This window comes from Streptomyces sp. NPDC058045 (assembly GCF_042885635.1).
Lineage (GTDB): Bacteria > Actinomycetota > Actinomycetes > Streptomycetales > Streptomycetaceae > Streptomyces.
In genome coordinates this window covers 45086-65712 of the sequence record NZ_JBHVRR010000002.1, presented here as the reverse complement: position 1 = coordinate 65712, position 20627 = coordinate 45086, and the positions used below count along the sequence as shown (strand labels likewise).

At 69.3% G+C, this 20627-nt stretch carries 20 protein-coding genes and 1 pseudogene; all 21 read left to right on the top strand.

Annotated features, from left to right (window positions below):
• The first annotated feature begins 72 nt into the window (after positions 1-72).
• Positions 73-708, top strand: coding sequence for a hypothetical protein (locus ACFVST_RS01925; protein ID WP_390145884.1), 636 nt, complete (start codon positions 73-75; stop codon positions 706-708).
• Positions 709-710: 2 nt separating this feature from the next.
• Entirely contained in the window at positions 711-1268 is a 558-nt protein-coding gene (locus tag ACFVST_RS01920) for a hypothetical protein (protein ID WP_390145882.1), read from the top strand.
• Positions 1211-1609: a hypothetical protein gene (locus ACFVST_RS01915; protein ID WP_390145880.1), complete on the top strand. Its 399-nt coding sequence runs from the start codon at positions 1211-1213 to the stop codon at positions 1607-1609. The genes ACFVST_RS01920 and ACFVST_RS01915 overlap by 58 nt, the downstream gene beginning before the upstream one ends.
• Before the next feature lie 34 nt (positions 1610-1643).
• On the top strand, positions 1644-5906 hold the full coding sequence (locus tag ACFVST_RS01910; RefSeq protein WP_390145878.1) for a phage tail tape measure protein: 4263 nt from the start codon (positions 1644-1646) through the stop codon (positions 5904-5906).
• On the top strand, positions 5906-6856 hold the full coding sequence (locus ACFVST_RS01905) for a phage distal tail protein (RefSeq protein ID WP_390145877.1): 951 nt from the start codon (positions 5906-5908) through the stop codon (positions 6854-6856). Before ACFVST_RS01910 ends, ACFVST_RS01905 begins: the two co-directional genes overlap by 1 nt.
• A 13-nt stretch (positions 6857-6869) precedes the next feature.
• Complete coding sequence (locus ACFVST_RS01900; RefSeq protein ID WP_390145875.1) at positions 6870-7796, top strand: hypothetical protein; 927 nt, start codon at positions 6870-6872, stop codon at positions 7794-7796.
• Positions 7793-8905, top strand: coding sequence for a hypothetical protein (locus ACFVST_RS01895; protein ID WP_390145873.1), 1113 nt, complete (start codon positions 7793-7795; stop codon positions 8903-8905). Before ACFVST_RS01900 ends, ACFVST_RS01895 begins: the two co-directional genes overlap by 4 nt.
• Positions 8906-9328: a hypothetical protein gene (locus tag ACFVST_RS01890; RefSeq protein WP_390145871.1), complete on the top strand. Its 423-nt coding sequence runs from the start codon at positions 8906-8908 to the stop codon at positions 9326-9328.
• 160 nt (positions 9329-9488) lie between these two features.
• Positions 9489-10388 (top strand): annotated as a pseudogene (locus ACFVST_RS01885) (peptidoglycan-binding protein); the annotation flags it as partial.
• Positions 10389-10721: 333 nt separating this feature from the next.
• Positions 10722-10961, top strand: a complete 240-nt coding sequence (locus tag ACFVST_RS01880; protein ID WP_390145869.1) for a hypothetical protein — start codon at positions 10722-10724, stop codon at positions 10959-10961.
• A gap of 1181 nt (positions 10962-12142) precedes the next feature.
• Positions 12143-12715, top strand: a complete 573-nt coding sequence (locus tag ACFVST_RS01875) for a hypothetical protein (RefSeq protein WP_390145867.1) — start codon at positions 12143-12145, stop codon at positions 12713-12715.
• A gap of 86 nt (positions 12716-12801) precedes the next feature.
• A complete protein-coding gene (locus ACFVST_RS01870; RefSeq protein ID WP_390145865.1) occupies positions 12802-13023 on the top strand; it encodes a hypothetical protein in 222 nt (73 codons plus the stop codon).
• Positions 13024-13084: 61 nt separating this feature from the next.
• The gene (locus ACFVST_RS01865; protein ID WP_390145863.1) at positions 13085-13429 is read left to right on the top strand and encodes a hypothetical protein; all 345 of its coding nucleotides are present in this window, start codon (positions 13085-13087) and stop codon (positions 13427-13429) included.
• A gap of 15 nt (positions 13430-13444) precedes the next feature.
• Positions 13445-14440, top strand: a complete 996-nt coding sequence (bet, locus tag ACFVST_RS01860; protein WP_390145861.1) for a phage recombination protein Bet — start codon at positions 13445-13447, stop codon at positions 14438-14440.
• A gap of 62 nt (positions 14441-14502) precedes the next feature.
• Entirely contained in the window at positions 14503-15645 is a 1143-nt protein-coding gene (locus tag ACFVST_RS01855; RefSeq protein WP_390145860.1) for a PD-(D/E)XK nuclease family protein, read from the top strand.
• Between the two features lie 84 nt (positions 15646-15729).
• Positions 15730-16629, top strand: coding sequence for a helix-turn-helix domain-containing protein (locus ACFVST_RS01850; protein ID WP_390145858.1), 900 nt, complete (start codon positions 15730-15732; stop codon positions 16627-16629).
• A 104-nt stretch (positions 16630-16733) separates the two neighbouring features.
• On the top strand, positions 16734-17012 hold the full coding sequence (locus ACFVST_RS01845) for a hypothetical protein (protein ID WP_390145856.1): 279 nt from the start codon (positions 16734-16736) through the stop codon (positions 17010-17012).
• A gap of 88 nt (positions 17013-17100) precedes the next feature.
• A complete protein-coding gene (locus tag ACFVST_RS01840; protein WP_390145854.1) occupies positions 17101-17721 on the top strand; it encodes a hypothetical protein in 621 nt (206 codons plus the stop codon).
• 210 nt (positions 17722-17931) lie between these two features.
• Entirely contained in the window at positions 17932-19422 is a 1491-nt protein-coding gene (locus ACFVST_RS01835) for a DNA cytosine methyltransferase (protein ID WP_390146274.1), read from the top strand.
• A 30-nt stretch (positions 19423-19452) separates the two neighbouring features.
• Positions 19453-20181: a hypothetical protein gene (locus tag ACFVST_RS01830; protein WP_390145852.1), complete on the top strand. Its 729-nt coding sequence runs from the start codon at positions 19453-19455 to the stop codon at positions 20179-20181.
• 18 nt (positions 20182-20199) lie between these two features.
• On the top strand, positions 20200-20607 hold the full coding sequence (locus tag ACFVST_RS01825) for a hypothetical protein (protein WP_390145850.1): 408 nt from the start codon (positions 20200-20202) through the stop codon (positions 20605-20607).
• Positions 20608-20627 lie beyond the last annotated feature (20 nt).

Genomic DNA, 20627 nt, shown 5'->3' with positions numbered 1-20627 from the left:
GGCGAACCCCTTTTGAACGTCAAGGGGCAGGGCCTCGGCACGGGACGCTGCCCCAGAAGTGGGAGCGGACCTGTGTCCACGAGCACGAAGAAGACCCAGACCCGATTTCTCCGGCGCGGCATCTCCAAGATCCTCTGGCTGAAGGATCTAGGTGACCCGAAGTACCCCAGCCGCCGAGAGATCACCAAGGCGTTCGCCCTGACCGATGCCGTCTCGGACATCGAGGGCTGGGCACTGGAGAACGACCCGATCGAGACCCCGGACATGGGCTCGACCTTCAACTCCTCGATCCCGGGCAACGACAAGGCGGAGAACTCCAGCCTGACGTTCTACGAGGACCGATTCTCCGACGCGATCGAGCAGCAGCTCCCCAAGGGCGAGAAGGGTTACGTGGTCCTTCTGCGGAAGGGCGACCTGCCCGGCTCCCGCTCCGTCGACGTGTTCCCCGTCCAGGTCGCCACCCGCGCCGCGACGTACAGCACCGGCAACGAGGCCGCCAAGTTCAAGGTCGACTTCACGATCATCGACGAGCCGTCGCTCGACCGCCCGGTGCCGCAGGCGCAGCCTCAGCCGCTGCCGGACGAGGACAGCGAGACCGGCCACGGGCACGGCGATCACGACGGTGACCATGTCGACGTGACCGTGGTCAGTACCACCAAGACCAAGGCCGAGGCGACGGTCCGCGAGCACGACGCCGATGAGGGCTGACCATGTCGCGCCCCGTACAGGCCAAGCGCCCCGTCCCCTCAGCCAGCCCGGCGGCGGAGGGTGCCTGGTCGGCCAAGATGGACCGCCTCCGCCGCCGCGCCCGGCCGCAGAACCGGCTCCGTGTCTGCGACGACAGCGACCTGCGTCAGCGGTACGAGGAAGCTGAACAGGCTGCTCGCCGGGCGAAGTTCGTCGCAGAGGCCAACCTCGGTGACGAACTGGCCGAGCGGCAGTCCGTCGACGCCGACTCGGCGCGCGACCAGGCCCTGGCCGCGCTGGACGCCGCGTCGGAGTTTCTGACCTTCCGCGCGCTGCCGCGGCCGGTGCTGGAGGACCTGATCTCCGAGCACCCGCCCACCGGACAGCAGGCGGAGGAGGGCGCGATCTTCAACGCCGACACCTTCCCCGCCGCTCTGGTGGCGGCGGCCTCCGTGGACGGTATGAGCCGCGAGGAGGCCGAGGAGCTGCTGAACGGCTGGTCGGCGCCGGACGCGAACGCCCTGTGGGACGCGGCCTGGCAGGTTCAGCAGGAGAGCCGGGTCGAGCTGGGAAAAGGCTGAGCCGTGATGCCGGCCTGCGCGCGGAGCTGGAGCTGTGCGAGCGGTTCCAGATCCCGCACTCGCAGTTCCTCGGCGGCGACGGCCGCTGGTCCGACCTCGACCGGGCGAAGGCGCTTGCGTGGGCGGACTGGCAGCGGTCGGTGTGCCCGGAGTGCCGTACGCGCCTGGAGGAGTGGGACCGCGCCCGCGGCGGCGACCCCCATGCCTACGTCACCGACACCTTGCGCTGCCCGGGCTGCGAGCTGATCGAGCAGGAGCGCGATCACGTTCCGCAGAACCGGTCTGGCTACGGCGTGAAGATCCAGCTCCTTCCACGCGAGCAGTACGAGTCGCGCCCCTGATCCACCCTGCACGTAAGTAAGGAGGCCGCCTGCGGTGGCCGGGTTCACCCTCACGGTTGCCATGCGCGCCGAGGTCCGCGACCTGATCGCGGGAACCCGTGCTGCCTCCGCACAGATGCGGACCCTGGGGGACCGGACCGACGCCGCGAACCGATCGCTGGCGCGGCTGGACGCCAACGGGACACGCCTCGCTACGCAGTTCGCCGCGCTGAATCGCTCTGCCCGCGGTGCCGTCGGTGAGCTGAACCGGATCACCGCCCGTGCCGGGGCTGCCCGCGCGGCTCTGCGCACGGCGGGAGACGACGGCACACGGTCGATGTCCCGGCTCCAGCGGGCAACCGCCGGTGCCGGTCGGCGCGGCATGTCCGCCACGAACATGCTCGCGGGCGGCGCCCTTGTCCTCGGCACCGGCGAGGCCATCGAGGAGGGCAACCGCTACCAGCGGCAGATGAACCTCTTCCGCGCGGTGACCGACGCGACCGCCGGACAGATGAAGCGGGCCGCTGCCGTCGCCCGCGAACTCGGCAACGACCTGACGCTGCCCACCTCGACGTCGGCGGACGCCGCCGAGGGCATGGTCGAGCTGTCGAAGGCCGGCTTCCGAGCGGACCAGTCGATCGACGCCGTACGCGCCTCACTCCAGCTCGCCGCGGCGGCCGACGTCAACGCCGCCACGTCGGCCAAGTACTTGGGCGACGTCATGGACCAGTACGGCCTCGGTGCTGATCAAGCGTCCCACGCGGCCGACACCCTCGCCGCCACCGCCAACAACGCCTCGGGCTCGATTACCGACATCTACTACTCGATGCGGTACGCGGGACCGGTAGCCAACGCGCTGGGCGTCACCCTCCAGGACACGGCGGCCGCGGTCGGGATGCTCGGCAAGTCGGGCATCCTCGGGCACACGGCGGGCACGAGTCTGCGCGGGATCTTCGCGAATCTCGCCGCACCGACCCCGATTATGAAGAACTCCCTGCGCGACCTCGGGATCGAAGCCTGGGACGCACAAGGTCGGTTCAAGGGCTTGCGCACGGTGATCGACGGCCTGTCGAAGGCCGAGCACAGTATGAACGAGCAGGACTTCGTAGCCGGTGTGACTCGCGCCTTCGGCAAGCCCGCGCTCAGTGGCGCCGTGGCGCTCGCCCACCAGGGGACCGAGAGCTTCGACGCCCTGTCGATGGCGGTCGACCAGACCGGTTCGGCCGCCTCCCTCACCGCCTCGCGCGGTGAGGGCCTGGCCGGCGCGATGACGCAACTGCGCACCCAGGCACGGCAGACCGGCATCGCTCTGTACGAGGGGATGGCCCCCGGCCTGGAGTGGGTGACCCGCCTGCTCACCCGCGGGATGTCCGGAGCCACGCCGTACCTGACCACGGCGCTGGAGTACGGGCGGAACATCGCCACCCTGTACGGCCCGGAGTTGAAGGCCCAGACGAAGGACGGGCTCAGCGGTCTCATCGAGGAGGCCCAGCAACTCGTCGGTCCACTCAAGGACATCGGGGAGCACTCCCTCGCCACTGGTCTCAACCTGCTGATCAACGCCGGGCGCACCCTCGGCGACGTCCTGTCGAACGCCGCCGACGGCGCAGAGCCGATCCTGGAGGCCATCTCCGGACTCGGAGAAGAAGGCGGCGCGGCGGCTGGCACGCTCGACATCATCGCCACTGTCGCCAACCTCGCGATGGACGCGGTCTCGGGCCTGTCGATGGTGCTCGTCCCCATCGGTCACGCCGTCGGCGGCATGGTCAGCGCGTTCGGCGCGCTGCCCGGACCGATCCAGTCCGCAGCCCTGGCCATGCTGCTGTTCCGCCGCGCCCAGCCGGCGCTGACGAACATGTCGACCACCATGACCGGTCCCGTCCGCTCGGGCATCAGCTCGTTCAACCAGCAGATGCGCGTGCAGCAGTCGTTGGCAGCCGCGTCCGGCGTCGCCCTCTCGCGGTACGGCGCGGCCTGGGCCACCGTCCAGGCACGGGCCGGGTTCCTCGGCAATATGACCAGCGCCTTCCGCAGCGCGAACGGCGCCGGAGCGACGTTCACCGGCACGCTCAACGGCATTGGGAGAGCAGCCGGTTCGGGACTGCGTTCGGCTCTCGGCGGCGTGACCAACGTGCTCGGGGGACCGTTCGGCGTCGCCATGGTCGCCGTATCGGTGGGGCTCGGTCTCCTTGCCGCGCGGCAGCAGAAGGCCGCCCAGGCCGCGGCCGAACACCAGCAGCGCGTCTCCACGCTCACGTCCGCGCTGCGCGAGTCCGGTGGCCAGATCGACAGCAACGTCCGCAACGCGGCGGCCCAGTCCCTGTTGGACACCAAGACGGAACAGGGCCAGCTCACCAAGGTGATGGAGCAGGCCGGAGTGCCGTTGGCGTCGCTCACCGACGCCTATCTCGGCCAGGGCACCTCGCTGGACGTGCTGCAGAAGCAGCTCCAGGCCACGGCCGACAAGCACCAGGAGTGGAAGACCATCGGCAAGGCGACTGTTCAGGACTACTCCGAGGTCGGCCGACGGTACAAGGACGCAGCCGATGCCCTGGGTAGCGTCAAGGGTGAGATGACCGGGGCGCTCAAGAACGCCAAGGACCTGGCCAAGGCCGCGAAGGGCGCAGGAGATGGCACCTCGGCGTACGACCGGCTGAAGCAGGCCGTCGGCGGCCTGGCCGACCAGACCGCCGACGCCGACACCCGCACCCGGTCGCTGAAGTCCGCGCTCGACCTGCTGTCGGGCGGCCAGATCTCCCTCCAGGCCGCCGAGGCCAAGGTGAACTCGGCCGTCCTCGACCTGAAGGACGGCAGCAAGAACGTCGATCGCAGGCAGGGGTACGCCGGCAAGCAGCTCGTCAACGAGGACAAGACCCTCAACACCACGACCCGGAACGGGCAGGGTCTCTACACCCAGCTCACCGCGCTCTCCGACGCGGCGGCCGACGCGAGCGTGGCGACCTTCGACCTGGCCCGGCGTAACGGCGAGGATCTGCCGACGGCGCTCGCGAAGGCCCGCGAGCAGATGAGCCGGGCCCGGTCCGAGGCGATCCAGGCCGCCCGCGGCTACGGGCTGACCAAGACCGAAGCCGAAGGCGTGGCGGACAGCCTCGGCCTGCTGCCGTCGAAGGTCTCGCTGCTGCTCCAGACGAAGGGCATGGACAGCACCTTGGCGAACCTCATCGCGGTCCAGGCGGAGTTCCAGCGGCTGCCGAACGCCAAGACGATCAAGGTCGACTCGCTGTCCGACGGGGCGCAGAAGAAGCTGAGGAGCCTGGGCTTCACCGTGAAGACGGTGCCCGGCACCCGGCAGATCAAGATCACCGCACCGACCGCAGGGGCGAAGAAAAACCTCGACACGCTGATCGACCGGCTTGGCCGTACCCCGAGCAACAAGACCGTCAAGGTGTCCGCGCCGACCGCCGCCGCGATCAAGAGTCTGGAGGCCGTACAGGCCAGGATCCGCGCAACTCCGGGAGCGAAGTCCGTCACTGTGCGCGCACCAACGGCGAAGGCCCGCAAGGAGCTGGAGGCGTTGGGGTTCCGAATTGAGAAGGTCCCCGGCTCGAAGAACGTCAAGGTCACCGTGCCGACCGGAGGCCCGCGTAAGGCCGCTGACTCCATCCAGCAGCGCATCAACGCGCTGCGCGGGAAGTCGGTGACCGTCACCACCCGGCACGTCACGATCTTTGACGAGATCCGGCAGTCCAACCGCGGAGCGGCAGACGCTGTGCGGAGGCAGGCGGAGAACATGCGCAAGCAGGCGAACGGGCACGCTGACGGCGCCGTTGTCGACTACTACGTGGACGGCGGCGTCACCGACGGACCGCGGCGCGAGCGGCACGTCGCGCAGATCGCACCGGCGGGCAGCTACCGCGTATGGGCGGAGCGGGAGACGGGCGGGGAGGCATACGTGCCCATGGCCGGTGCCAAGCGCGAACGCAGCAAGGCGATCGTGGAGACGGTGGTCGACCGGTTCGGCGGCCAGGTCGAGTGGTACGCCAACGGCGGCGTCCGGAACGCCCGCGGCCGCGACTACAGCCCGATGCTCGCCAGCTCCTTCAAGCAGGCCCGCAGCGTCGCCGCGATGGCGGGCGTCGTCCGCTCCTTCGACCTGCGTACCGGCAGCGACCGTGCCCGCACGCGCGTGGTCGATGCCCGCGCCGGCGGCCGGGTCCAGGTCGTCGTCGTGCGCGAGCAGCAGCCGCTGATCGGCTCGATGCCGGTCACCGTCTCCGACAGCTCCGCCACCCCCGAGCAGATCGGCACCGAGATGATGCGCACCCTGCGCAACGCGCAGCGGGGCGGGAGAGTGTGATGACCACAGCACCGAACAAGAACCCCGAACTGGCCCCGTTTCAATACGAGATCGGCGGCGTCGTCCTCGGCACCGGCAGTCTCGTCCCGGTCGGCAACATCGAAGGGCTCGGCTCCCCGGCCACCCGGTCGCAGGATGCCGACAACGCTAACGGCGACGGCACCGCGCCGGGCCGCGACTTCTACGGTCCGCGCCCCCTGCGCTTCGAGGCGGGCATCAAGACGCCCGGCGACCCGGTGAAGGCCGCCGAGATTCTCGCCCGGTTGGAGCGGGCCCTGGACGACCCCGCCGCCCGGGCCAGCCCGGACGGCCGCCACATCCTGCGCGGCCGGTGGCCCGGCCACTCAACACGCCGCCTGTACGGGCGACTTCGCCGGATGGAGGCCACCAGCACCGCCACCGCCGTGCACGGATGGATACCCCTGGACATCGAGTTCGTGGGCCTGGACAACCCGCGTTGGTACGACGACGAGCTGTCGAAGCTGACGCTCGGCCTTGACCAGGCCGCCCACATGACCAAGGCCGACCGTACCGTGGACAAGGCGATGGGCAACCCCGTCGCCTGCCGCCGTCCCGCCGGTCCGGAGCACCCCCCGGCCGACGATCGACCCGGTTGGGTCATGAACCACGGGGACGCGCCGACGTACCCCGGCCTGCGCGTCCACGGACCGGTCACCGGGCCGCGGATCTGGAACACCGTCACCCGCCGTGTGCTCGAACTCGACCTGTCGCTGCGCGAAGGCGAGTGGGTTGAGCTGGAGACCCGGCCCAACACCTGCTGGGTGCTGCGCAACGGCACCGTCAACGTCGCCAACGACCTCAGCCCTGTGAGCCGTCTCGACCTGTTCACTCTGCCACCGGGCCGCTCCGAGATCGCGTGGACCGCGACCGACTCGTCCGGCACCGCGCGCCTTGAGGTGGCGTGGCGGTCCGCGTACACCACCCTGTGAACGGAGAGCACTCGTGACGCTGCAACCCCCCATGATGGTGCGCGGGGCCGACCACTCCGCCCGCGCGATGCGCCTGATGATTCGCGACCTCGCCCGTGGCCGGCAGGGCGTCGCGGAGAGCGAGGACCTGAAGGTCCGGCCGTTGGAGACGCCCGGCTCCGGTGTCCGCGTCGGGGACGGCTCCGCGCTCATCCACGGCGCCCGCCCGTGGCAGGGGGCCTACACCCAGAGCAACATCGGTGACGCCCGCGTGAACGTCGAGCCGACCGGACCGTTCGCACGCACCGACCTGATCGTCCTGCGGATCGAGGACCCCGAGTGGGAGGGGGACCGCGACCCGCACACCCAGGAGATCGGCTACTTCCACGTCATACGTGGCGTGGCCGCCGACGCCTCCGCCGTACCCGAAGGGATGACCGGCCTCGCCCTGGCCCGGGTCGCGTTGCCGCGCAACACCGCGTCGGTCACCGCCGAGATGATCACCGATCTGCGGCAGGTCGCGAATCCGCGCACCGAGCGCATCCTGCGTACCGTGCACCCGACGAAGACGGAAGAGGTGCCCGGCAAGCACGGTCAGTGGGCGGCATGGCCGCAGGAAGCGGCGTGGGATCTCGACGTCCCGGCCTGGGCGACGACGGCCACCGTCGTTGTCACGCTCTCCGGGCTGCGTGCGGAGGCGGGCTCGATATACGCCGAGCTGCGCACCCGCCTCGGGGAGCGGGCCGCGAAGCCGACGGTCGTGGACGACGACGGGACCACCACGCGCCGCTCCTCCGCGACCCTGGCCGACACGCTCGCCGTGCCGCCCGTCTACCGGGGCACCCGCCAGCACCTGGCCGTCGAGATCAACCAGAACGACAAGTACGGGGACGGCAAGCTGACCGTGGCCAAGGGCACGACGGTCACGCTCGACGTCGCCTTCACGGAAGGGCCCGCGTGACGATGGCCGACTACCGCTACATCGTCGCGCGGGCCTCGACCGGCGAGGTACTGCACTGGAACCTCCCGCTCGGCGAAGTCGAGTACGGCCCGGAGATATCCGGGCCCGGCTCGCTGAAGGCGACCTTGCCGACCTCGTTCCGCCGCGCGCTGAGCGACACGCTCGGCGCGGGGGACACCGTGCTCCTGGTCGAGCGCGACGCCCGCCTGGACTGGGGCGGGGTCCTGTGGCGCGCCGAACCGGAGGGCAACACGCTGCCCGTCGAAGCCTCCGGCTTCACCAGCTACCTCCACAAACGCTTCGACCTGCACGGCAACCTCGACGGGCGCGGCCCGTACATCGAAGCGGACCCGTGCCAGGTGATCCGCGACGTGTGGGCCTATGCCCAGGACCAGGAGGACGGCGACCTCGGCGTGGTCGTGGACGACACCAAGTCGAAGGCGAAGACCGGCACCGCGAAGGACCCGCACACCACGACCAAGACCGATCCGCGCAACCTCGGCGAGATGGTGGACGAGATGGCCGAGATTGATGACGGTCTGGAGTGGTCGGAGACGGTGGCCTGGCGCGGGCGCCGCGCCGAGCGGCGCATTCTCCTCGGCGCCCCGCGCCTCGGCCGGCGGCGGGAGGACCTGACGTTCACCACCGGCGCGAACGTCGTCGGCACGCCGCACGTCATCAAGGACGCCGACGCCTACGCACAGTGGGTCATCGGGCTCGGCGCGGGCGAGGGCAAGAAGCGCACGGTCGTCGTGGACGGCGAGCGCAACGGACGCCTTCGCCTGGAGTACCGGCTGGAGACCAGCGAGAAGGACGAGGCGAAGCTGAAGCAGCGGACCCGCCGCGAGCGGCTGGCCCGCCAGGTCCTGCCCTCGCTGACCGAACTGGAGATCATCGACCACCCCGCGGCCCCGATCCACGCGCTGCGTATAGGGGACGACGTACGCATCCGCCTGTTTGAGCCGCACACCGAGTTCGACGGCTGGTGCCGAATCGTCGGGTGGACCGTGCGGCCGGGCGAGGGCGAGACCGCCGAGCGCGTGTCCCTGAAGCTGGAGCGCACGAACAAGCCCGAGGACGAGGCGGGCGAAGAGAGAACGGAGCAGTAGATGCCGGACACGATTGCCATCCTCGGCCGCCGCATGGCCAAGCTGGAGCGCCGGGTCACCGCGCTGGAGCGCGCTGGCCGCGCCCCGTACCCGGAGTGGAGAGACCTCCCGCTCACCGGCGACACCTCCGTCCCGGACGAGGAACAGCCGCCGCAGTTCCGGGCGAACCCGTGGGACACGACGGAGTTCTGCGGCCGGATCGGACTCGAAGGCGGCCGGGCCACCGACGGACAACTCGTCGCTCTGCTGCCCGAGGGGTACTGGCCCGAGGCCCTGCGCACGGTCGACGTCGCCTCCGACGCGCGGCGTGCGCTCCATCTCGACATCGACCCGAAGGGGATGGCGCGGCTACGTGTCCAGGGCGGGGACAGCGTCCGCGCGACCTGGCTCAGCCTCGACAGCGCGTCGATCCGCACCGAATGAGACGACGCCTGACCGAGCGGCGCACCGGCTGCGGCTCAGTGGACCGCCGGTAGCATGACGACCTGGGTGACCCTCCACCCGCTTCGTACTCCCGAGGGACCGGACCGCTTCGGCGGTCACGGCCAACTGCCATCCGGCGCAGGGGAGATGGACGAAGCGCGTGGCTACACCGCTGAGCGCGGACAGGTTCCTGTCCGTACTGAAGGGTGCCGGGCTCGGCGTGGTCGAGCACGGGAAGTGGCGCACCCACAACCGCAACACGCACGGCAACTGGGGTCCCGCGAACGGGATCATGATCCACCACACGGGCCCGTACAGCTCCGAGAAGGACATGGTGGAGCTGTGCCGGACCGGATACCAGGACTTGCCCGGTCCGCTGTGCCACGGCGTGATCGACCGCTCCGGCACCATCCACCTCGTCGGGTACGGGCGTTGTAACCACGCCGGCATGGGCGACACCGACGTCCTGCTCGCGGTCATCGCGGAGAAGAAGACTCTCCCGCGCGACAACGAAGCTGATACAGACGGCAATCGGCACTTTTACGGCTTCGAGTGCATTAACACCGGGAGCCAGCCCTGGCCGTCGGCGCAGCTCGACGCGATGGCGCGGGCAGCGGCGGCGGTTTGCCGCGCGCACGGCTGGAACCAGCGGTCCGTCATAGGTCACAAGGAGTGGCAACCGGGCAAGCCCGACCCAGGCGGCATCGACATGGACGACTTCCGTGCCCGCGTCGCCCATCACCTCAAGGGCGGCGCCGGGAAGCCGAAACCCGATCCCAAGCCTGACCCGAAGCCGATGCCACACCCCAAGCCGACTCCGAAGTACGCGGCGTACCCAGGCAAGGAGTTCTTCCGCGAGGGCCGGTCCTCCCCGATCATCGCCGCGATGGCGAAGCGGCTGATCGCGGAGGGATGCGACTCCTACGACACCCCGCCGGGCCCGGTGTGGAACGAGGCGCACCGGCGCTCGTACGCCGCCTACCAGATCAAGCGCGGCCACCAAGGTGCCGACGCCGACGGTACCCCCGGCCCCGGGACCTGGGCGGACCTCCGCGTTCCGTACCAGGCCGGCGCTCCCGCATCGAATCCGACCACCCCGAACCAGGAGCACGACCCCATGCCGCAGGCCCTCGCCGACGTCGCAGAACGTACCGTCGCCACCTACCTCCAGTCCCTCCTGGGTCTGATGGTCGCCTCCAGCACGACGGACATCGTGTCCCTGTCGGAGTGGCAGGCCGCGGCGGTCTCCGCGATACCCGCCGCGCTCAGCGCGCTGAAGTCCACGCTGGGAACCGTCCTGGGCAGGTCCGGGACGGCGTCGTGGCTGACGCTCAACCGCGACCCCGCCACTCCGAAGTACTGACAGCCGGTGCCCAGAGATGAGGAGAGCATCGTGCCCGAGGGACAGGTAGCCCTTGCCCTGGCCGAACTTCGCTCGGCATTGGAGGTCGGGTTCGCCCGGATCGACGGCCAGCTCGCGCTGCTCGTGCAGAGGAGCGACCAAGCCGACAAGGCCCTGGGGGATTTGGAGGAACGGGTGGCGGCGCTGGAGAAAACGCGGTGGCCCCTGCCAACGCTAGCTGTGTTGGTGGCGATAGCGGGACTGGTGCTCGGAGTCAGTCAACGATGGTGAATACAAGGTCAGTTGGGTAGATCGGTTGGACCGCTGCTATGGTTCCGGGCGTAGGTAGCAGCGCCCACCTGAGCGGTCATCGTGCCCACGCCGCGATGAACCACCTCGCTCGAAGGTCCGAAGTGGATTGCGCGTGTTGGCCGTGTCGTTCAGACGGAGGCGTGGGTAGACCGTCAGAGCGGGAACGCTTAATGGTCCAGCACCGGCATCGTAAACAGGCAGTGCGTGCCCTGATGAGGGACAGAGGTCTCAGCTATCAGGTAGCTCTGGATCTTTGGATTCGGGAGCGATGGAAGATTCCATACGCCGATTCAGCCGAATGTCCTGAACAGATCCCAGGGCATCATGGATATTCCTTCGCGGTGTCTCGCGCTGTGGTGGATGCGGGAATCCGAACCGGGCATTGGGTCCTCTGTGGGTTCGGGCCCTGGACCGCAATCTACTCGTGCACTGGGGAGTGGACTCTCTGGTGGCGCTCGCGGGAGCTTGGCGGGTGGTACCTCCTTGACAACCGAGCCGTCCCACCTTTCGGCGCTCTGTGGCATCGCCCATTAGGGGGTCGTGAGTTGATCCCGCATCCAAGCACTGTCGGTTTTGAGCTTCGCAGGATTCTCGACGCTCCAGTGGAGATGCGGAAACCGCCCTGGGAGTTCGGCATCTATCCGCGCGACCCCCATCCGGATATTTCAACGACCCTTGGGCTCTACAAGGATGTTCTGCCACTGAATAGTCGCTGGCGTGAAATACCCCGCCGCGGAAAGCGGTCAGTACAGGGAGAGCGTCATGCCTGACCGTCGGCAAGATTGCGCTCAAGGCGAGCCGTCGCGCGGCCCGAACGATCGAGTAAGAACTCTTGCGGCCTGGTCGCCAGTGGTCGTATCGCTGGTTTGTGTATTCGCTGTAGTCGCTCTGGCTTTCTGCGGGCACAGGGAGGCGGCAATGGCAGTGGGAGTGATCGGGGGAGGGGCGACCGTCGGCACCGTGCGGATCACGATCACGTTCCGTCGCTGATGCGGATTTGGGGAGCAATAGATGTGGCCCCTCCGGGCGTGCCGGAGGGGCCACATCAGGTCCTCTTGGAAAGACCGCCACCACGATAGCAGTGAGTACCGCGAACGTGGACGTCCGCCTGCGGCTACGCTGCCTCCGGCATCCAGGTCGGGACAGCGGAGGGCGGCAGGATGAGTCGGCGCAAGCCATACCTGGTCGGGCACCAGGAGTTCGCCAGGTTGTACCGCGTCGATCCGAAGCAGGTCGCGCAGTGGCTCTCCCCGAGCCGCGGCAGCGTGCTGGACCCGTCGACCGCTGTCGTCATCAGCGGGGTGCGGTACTGGCCCTTGGGCTTCGCGGCCGGTTGGGGCGCGACGACGGCTCGTTTCCGGCAGGTCGACCACGATGCGAAGGCACAGATCATCGCGGAGCAGGGTGAGGGCTGGGAGCCGCGTCTCGCGACCGAGCTGCCGCCGATCGTGGGCCAGCACGAGATCATCCAGGTCTTCCGCCTGCCGGCTCAGGGGACCTTGGCCACGACGATCGCAAGCGGGCGCTTCCCCGAGCACGACTGGCTGCTGTCAGGTTCGATGCTCTGGATGCTGGACACCGTCCTCGGCGCCGCCGAGATGCTCCGCAAGACCGCGCGGACCTTGCCGTGGGAAGTGAACGAGGCAGTGGTTACCGCTCTGCGCGAGGGCACGTACGACGGTCCGGGTAGCGGCGTCCTCACTCGTGGCCGTTACGCGCGAAAGGGCCTCTGACCTGCACAAACGCTGTACTTTTCCTCGAATCACCAATAAAATATATGTAACCCCTTCATGGAAGGTTCGATTCAGAGGAGGTGGCAGTGCAGTTCATTGTGACGCCAGGCGGCGACGAGATTGCGATCATGGCGCCCGAAGAGGTCTTCGTCATCGAGAGTGCTCTTGCGCTATACGTCATGGGGGACCCTGACTCCCGTATTGCGGTTCGTGTGCTGCGGGAGGTCTCGTCGGCCAACGGGTCCCGAACCGAGCACATGGGGGCCGAGATTGAGCACATCTCGTGTGATCGTTCCCAAGGGGATTGATCATCTGAACGCCAACCGTCAAGATAGGTGACATTCTTTCAGTCGGCTACTGGAGGTTGGTGTGGCATCCGTCCAAGACGAGCTTCCGGGCCTGGTCATCCACACCGTGCGGCAGCCGGACGGCCAGCCCGCCTCGATACAGGCTCAGTTCGAGACGTTCCACCAGCTCAACCCCTGGGTCCTCCATGCGCTGGAGACCCTGACTGCCGACTACCTCAAGCGCGGTGCACGCCGCGTCGGCATCGGGATGCTCTTCGAGGTCCTGCGCTGGCGCTACGCCACGGCGACCGAGGGCGACGAGTTCCGCCTCAACAACAACTACCGCTCGCGATATGTGCGGTTGCTCATCGAGCGCCACCCCGAGTGGGCGCGCGCATTCGAGGTCCGCAACCTACGGACCGATTGACCTCTTGGAGAGAACGTGACCAACCAACCATCAGATGAACCGGGCGCCGTGGAAGGCGCGGTGGTCGAAAAGGCCCCGGCGTCCACCTCGGCGGCTGCGCAGAGCGCCGTCGTCCTGCGCGCCGATCAGACGGAGTTCGACCCGCGGCAGGTGGCCGCCCTGTCGCTCATCAGCCCCGGACTCGCGAAGGCCCCGCGCGCCCAACTGGCCATCTTCTTCCACTTCTGCGTGCGGTCCGGGCTCGACCCGTTCGCGCGGCAGATCTACATGATCGGCCGCAAGAACTGGAAGGCCGCCGACGACCCGGACGAGCCCGAGAAGACCTGGACCATCCAGACCGGCATCGACGGCTTCCGCACGATCGCCCACCGGGCGGCGGCCAAGGCCGGGGAATCCATCTCGTACGAGGACACCGTCTACTACGACCCGGAGGGCAACGCCCACGACGTTTGGCTGTCCAAGCAGTACCCGGCCGCGGTGAAGGTCACCGTCCTGCGCGGCACTGCGCGGTTCCCGTTCATCGCCCGCTGGGACGAGTTCGCCCCGACGTACTACGACCCCAAGGCGGGCGCGTACGTCGTGGCGAAGATGTGGCAGCAGATGCCCGCTCACATGATCCGCAAGTGCGGGGAAGCCGGCTCGCTGCGCATGGCCGCGCCGCAGGACCTGTCCGGCGTGTACGTGGACGAGGAGATGGCACGCGCCGACGCCGACGCCGTCGTGCGCGAGGCGGAGGACGCCACGCGCCGCCTGCGCGCCGCCGCCGGCCTGGAAGGGGGCGACGACTCCGGGGACAGCGCGAAGGGTGAGACCGGGGATGTCCCCGCGGCCGAGGACCCGGACGCGGAACCGGCGAAGCCCTCGGCGAGGAAGCGGGCGCGTGCGGCGAAGAAGGCGGCTCCGGCAGCGGAGCAGGACGCCTCGGCCTCCGCCGCCGACTCCGAGGAGGCTCCGGCCCCGGCGAAGCGCAAGCCCCGAAAGGCCGCCGTGTCACGCCGCGCCGCTTCCTGACCTGACGACACCGGGTGCCTCCCGTCATCGGCGGGCGGTACCCCATCCTCTTGGAGAACACCATGACCACCTTGGCCATCGCGCCTGAGCGGCCGGTCAGCCTGTGGCCCGCCGCCCACGCGGCGGACGCACGCCGTCCCCGCTCACAACAGACCAAGCTTGGCGCCAGCGACACGGTGTGCGCCCGCCGCGCCGGATACCTCCTGCACGGCCGCACTCCCACCGACACCGGCGAGAAGCGCAAGGCGATCCTCGGGACCTGGCTGCACGCCGGGATACTCGATGCCGCCCGCGAGGAGTACGGATGGCTCGTCGAACGCCGAGTCGAGGACAACACCGTCCGGGGTCACATCGACGCCGTCCAGCTCGACGCCACCACCGCGGCTCGGCTCCCGAAGCGGCTGCGCCCCACGCTCCCGGCCGAGGAGACGACCGTCGAGGACGTGAAGACCAAGAGCACCTACCAGTGGGACAACGTTCTGCGGTACGGCGCGAGCGAGGCCGAGCTGCGGCAGGTCTACCTGTACGCCGACCTGCTTCGCAGCGAGGGCTTCGCCAGCGTCCGGGGACAGCGGCAGCTCGCCTACATCGGACCCCTGCCCGTCGAGCGCATCCGCTTCCGGTTCATCAACCGCGACAACGGCGACGACTACGTCCAGGAGATCGCCTACGAGGCCGACCGCGCCCGCCGCGCCCGCTGGTGGGTCCAGCAGGTCCGCTCCGCCGCCTCACCGGAGGACCTGCCCCGCACCTTCCAAGGTCCGGGGATCAGTGCGATCTGCGACCACTGCCCATTCCGCACCGCGTGCTGGGGACCGCTGGTCTCCGGGCGCTCTCCGCAGAGCCAGCTCATCCACGACGATGCCGAGCGCGCCGAGGCGCTGGCCGAGTACGCCGAGGTGACCGAGCAGATCAAGCCGCTCAAGGAGAAGCAGAGGTTCCTGCGGGCCAAGCTCGACGGCTCTGAGTCGGGCGTCTACGGCGAAAACGCGCTGAAGTGGAGCGGCGGCAATCCGACCAAGGTCGTTGACGTCGAGGCGATGGTCTCGCTGTATCGCCGTGCGGGGCTGGAAGTCCCGATGGCGCCCGACGCGACGGTCATGAAGACGACGCTCAAGGAGGTCGGCATCCCGGTGCCGACGCGCCTCGATCACGACCGGCGGACCGCGGTGAGTATCAACGTCACCGCCAGCAAGAAGTCCTGAGACGCCAGCCAACGTGGGTGGGGCCGCCGTGCCCCGCCCACGCCCTGAGCTGGCGGTATCAGGACGTGACACGGAGAGGTACCGGTGAGCATCCAACTGATGGTGGTGGCCGCATACCTGCCGAGGGAGGTGATCAACCAGACGCAGAAGGCGGTGCTGATGAAGATCGCGGACTCAGCCGATGACCAGACCCGGCTCGCTCGGCCGGGTCTGGAGCGGATGATGGCCTGGGCTGGCGTCGGGGAGAAGACCGTTGTCACGGTGGTTACTCAGCTCGTCGGCCTCGGCCTGGTCGAGCGGGTCACGGTCGGCCGGGTCGGCCTGCGTGCCGAGTACCGGGTCTTCCCGCACGGCGTACCGCCTATCCCGTCCACTGAGGAGCTGATCGAGCGTCGGCGTGCGCAGCAGCGTGCTCCGAAGAACCCTCGGCTGGCGAGGAAGACCCCGCGCCGCAAGCCGTCGCCGGCCGCCCGTACACGTCAGGACATCGCCGTGCGGGGAGAGGCGCGGGCCGCTGCCGATTCAGGGTTGCCCCAGGGGAACCCTGAATCGGTCCAGGGCAGGGTTGCCGAGGGGGAACCCAGTGGGTTGCCGCAGGGAAACCGGGCGGGTTCCCCTGGGGAAACCCCTTCTCTTCCCCCTGCTTCCTCTTCTCTTCCCAACCCCCCTACCCCCACGGCTGACGCCCCAGGGGAGTCGGGGGAGGCGCAGGGAGCGCCGCAGCGGGCGGGCTGCCCGAAGCACGAGCAGCCGGTGGCGAACTGCCGGGGCTGCGGCACGAACCCGCGCGCCGGGCGTGAGGAGGCGCGGCGCGGGGAAGCCGACCGGGCGCATCGCGGGCAGCAGGAGTGGCTACGGGAGTTCTTCGCCGAGCAGGAGCGCCGTGTGGCCGGGACGGATCCCGCGGCCGTGGAGGAGGCTCGTCAGCGGGTGCGTGCACTCAGCCGGATGGGGCGCGAGAAGTTCCACAACTCCCGCAAATAGCTGGGGCGTTCGCAAGATCACCAACATTGACGCCCTGGTATACGCCATTAAGATATAAGTATGAGTTCGGAACTGGCCGACTCGCGGACCTCTTGGAGACTGACTTGACCTCAGCACTCGCCCTCTCCCCTGACGCCTACTTCGTGGTCGCGGAAGTGATCCATGGCCCGCACCTCGCCCCGCGAGTCGGTGACGACCTCTATTGCTCTGCTGAGTGCGCCGAGCACGGCGTCCGCGAACTCGTCCGTGAGCTCGCCGAGGAGCAGGGCGGGAGTGGCTTCGTCCTGCCCCATCAGGGCCGCATGATCGGCTGCGTCGTCACGCGCGGCGGTCGCATGTGGTCGGTGCAGATCCTCGCTCGCGGTGAAGTGCCCACCATCTGAATCGCGTTCGCGTGAAATAGGTGACATTTATCAACGGCGTGCACCCGTTATAGGGACCCGCCGTGCACACCCTCTTGGAGACCAGAACATGACCACCAACATCGCGGCTCTGCCCGATCACAACCGCCTCAACGACCTGCTCTGGCAGCGGCTGTTCCACAACTACAGCCACGTCATCACGCCGCTGCGCTACGCGGGTTGGGTCACCGACGTCGAGACCAGCGGCGGCGAGTTCTTCGTCCGCGCCGCTCTGCGCGACGGCACGGAGGTGACCATCGCCTCCGAAGACAACCTCCCCGTCGACTCCGCCGAGGTGAACGGTTGGATCGCGGTCCGTCAGGACGTGGAGAACCCGAGCAAGCACACCGTCCTGTACGACTCCACTCCGACCGGCCCGCAGCGCCACCACGGCAGCAGCCTGATCCCGCTCATGGCCCGCATCGACGCGCTCGACGTTCCCAGCCGTGCACCTCGGCTGATCGTGTCCGCCACGCACACGGCCCCGTACGGGTCGAACCACAACCAGGCCGCGGGGATCGAGGACGCGGCCACCGCCGTCGCCCGGTTCGCGGAGTGGTCGTGGCGGCTCACCGGCCACGAGGGCTACCGCCGCGTGTGGCAGCGGCCCGAGCACGAGGGCTACCCGATGGCGCTGTTCGAGAGCGCCGGGCACGTCACCACCATCCGCGTCACCCGCAGCGATGACTGACCGGCGGCGCCGCGCGCCGTGCCCCGCAGGGGGTGCGGACCGGTGATCTGGCTGCTGATCATGTGCGCCCTCGAACTGCTGGGGTTCATCGCCCTCGGCATCGAGGACAGCCATCACCACCGCGCGTTACGCGCCACCGACCAGTCCTGACCCACGGCCGCCCGGCCCGCGAACCGGGCCGGGCGGCCCGACTCTTGGAGACCGAAGACCCTGTCCCGATCCATTCACCTGCTCTGCGGAGCGGGCGGAGACGGCCAGGGCCTGCTCGAAGCCGGATTCGAGCCGATCCTCGGCATCAACCACTGGCAGACCGCCGTCGACACCTTCGCGGCCAACCACCCGACCGCGGCGGCGCGTTGCGCCGACATCCAGAACTACCCCATGCGCTGGCTCCCGAAGGCCCTGGTGCTGTGGGCCTCGATCATCTGCACCGAGATCAGTCCCGCCGGCGGCCGGAGGCGCCCCGACCCCGTACAGGACGCCTTGTTCGAGGAAGAGGAGCAGTGGCGCGAACTGCCCCCGGAAGCCTTCGAGATGACGAGGGTGACCGCCTGGTGCGTGTTGCGCGCCGCAGAGGCGAAGCGGTTCCCCTGCGTGGTCGTGGAGAACGTCGTGGAGTTCATCACGGACTGGCTGCTGTTCCCCGAGTGGATACGGGCGATGAAGAAGCTCGGCTACCGGGTCCAGATCGTCTCGGCGTCCTCCGCGCACATCGGCTCGGAGGCAAATCCCCACGCCCCGCAGTGGCGCGACCGCGTCTATCTGGTGTTCACCCTCGCCGGGATTCGCCGGCCCGACCTCGCGCCGCGCCCGCTCGCGTACTGCTTCGACTGCGGGTGCGACGTCAAGGCCCGCCAGAGCTGGCGCGACTCGAAGGTCAAGGTCGGCAAGTACCAGCAGCAGTACGACTACCGGTGCCCGCACGGCCGCTGCGGGCGCGCGCTGGTGGAGCCGTATGTCCGACCCGCCTCTGACGTGATCATGTGGGACGACATTGGCCAGCGCATCGGGGACCGCGCCAAGCCGCTGGTGCCGAACACGATGCGCCGGATCGCGGCCGGTTTGGAGAAGTTCCCCTACGACCCGTCCGTGGTCACGCTCACGCATGGCATGGACGGCACCGACCGCGCCTTCGCCCCGCACACCCGGCCGCTGCCGACCCGTACGGCCAAGCTCGGTGAAGCCCTCCTGGTGCCGGTCGGCGGCTCATGGAACGACACCGCGTCCTCGGCCGCCGAGCCGATGCGCACCCGCACCACCCGCGAGAGCGAAGCCCTCGTCACCGCGGACCCGTTCATCGTGGAGTTCCGCAACAACTGCGACGCCGCACCGATCGACGCTCCGCTGAGCACCGTCCTCACGGCCCGCCACCACGGCCTGGTCGTGCCCGACGGCGCCGTGCGTATCCGGGCCGGCAACACGCTGGTGATCCCGTACCGCAAGGCAGCGCCGAAGACGGCGGGCCAGCCGCTACACACCCTCTCCACCCGCGACTCGGCGGCCGTCGTGAGGACCGCGCCCGCCATCGAGGACTGCTACTTCCGGATGCTCCAGCCCCGGGAGCAGTTGAGCGCGCAGCGGTTCCCCGAGTCGTACGAGGTCACCGGCAGCAAGGCTGCCCAGACCCGGCAGGCCGGCAACGCCGTGTCCGTGAACGTCGCCGCCTGGATCGGTGAACGTCTCAAGCCTGTCCTCGCCTGATCCCACCCCAGAAGAAGGGACACCCCTGCCATGACACCGGCAGCACATGACCAGTTGGCCGTCCTCAGCGCGCAGCGCGAGGAACTACACGAACAGCGCCTGCGCACCGAGAAGGCGTACTGCCTCGCGGTGCTCGACCACATCACCGCGAAGATCCGCACCGCCTGCCCCGAGGCGGTCTACGTGACGTTCGCCTTCCACGGCGACCGGACTCTCGACCTGCACGGCGTGCTGGGCGCGCAGTCGAGCCCCGTGGGTGCCTGCCCCTGGCTGTGGGACAAGCGTGACGGGGAGGACGAGCACGCGCTCGACCACATCGCGGACCAGGTCGAGTCCGACGTACAGACCGCGCTCGTCCCCTATTGCTCGCCGGCGCGGGCCTCCGTCCACCGCAACACGGCCTCCGACGGCAACTCCTGGCTCCTGGAGTTGCCCCCGGTCGATCGGGCCGCCCGCATGGCCGAGCTGGTCCGCGAGCACCACCCGGAGGCGACCGCGCTCGTCGTGGACGAGCGCATGGCCGGACGGGTCCTTGAGATCATCGAAGGCGTCGCCGACGACGGCACCCCGGCGCGCACACCCCGCCCGCGGTGGTCGGCCGACTGCGACAGGGCACTCGCCGGGCTCCTGGCCCAAGTGCTCGCCCTGCCTGCTCTGGCCGACCGGCACCTGATGCCGCTGCCCAGCGACTACGCCCACCCGTTCGGCATCAGCACCAGCGATCAGGTGCACCTGATGCCTCTGCCGCCGACCGCCTGAGCGCGGGAGGAGGAGCAGATGAGCGGCAACGGGTGGGTCAGTGAGGCCCCCTGCGCCGGGGACTTCCGCTTCACGCCGGAGGAGACGACGGCCGAAGCCCCCACGGAGCCGTTGGTCGCTCACCTCGCCGTCTGCCGGGACTGCCCGTTCCGCGCGCAGTGCATCGACCTGGTTCTGCCGAGCGCGAGCCTGTTCGACGGCGTATGCGGCGGACGCCTCTGGCGCAACGGGCAGGTCCTGGCGACCTGCGGCGACGCGCAGCCCGCCGAGCTGCGCGAGCGCGGGCGGCGCCCGATCACCCACGGCACCGAAGCCGGGGCCCGCGCCCACAACCGGCGCGGGGAGCGCGCTTGCTCCCTGTGCCGGGAAGCCGGACGGCTCGCTCAGCAGGCCCGCCGGGCCCGCAAGCGGGACTCCGGCACCTGATCACCACTCCTACAACTCCT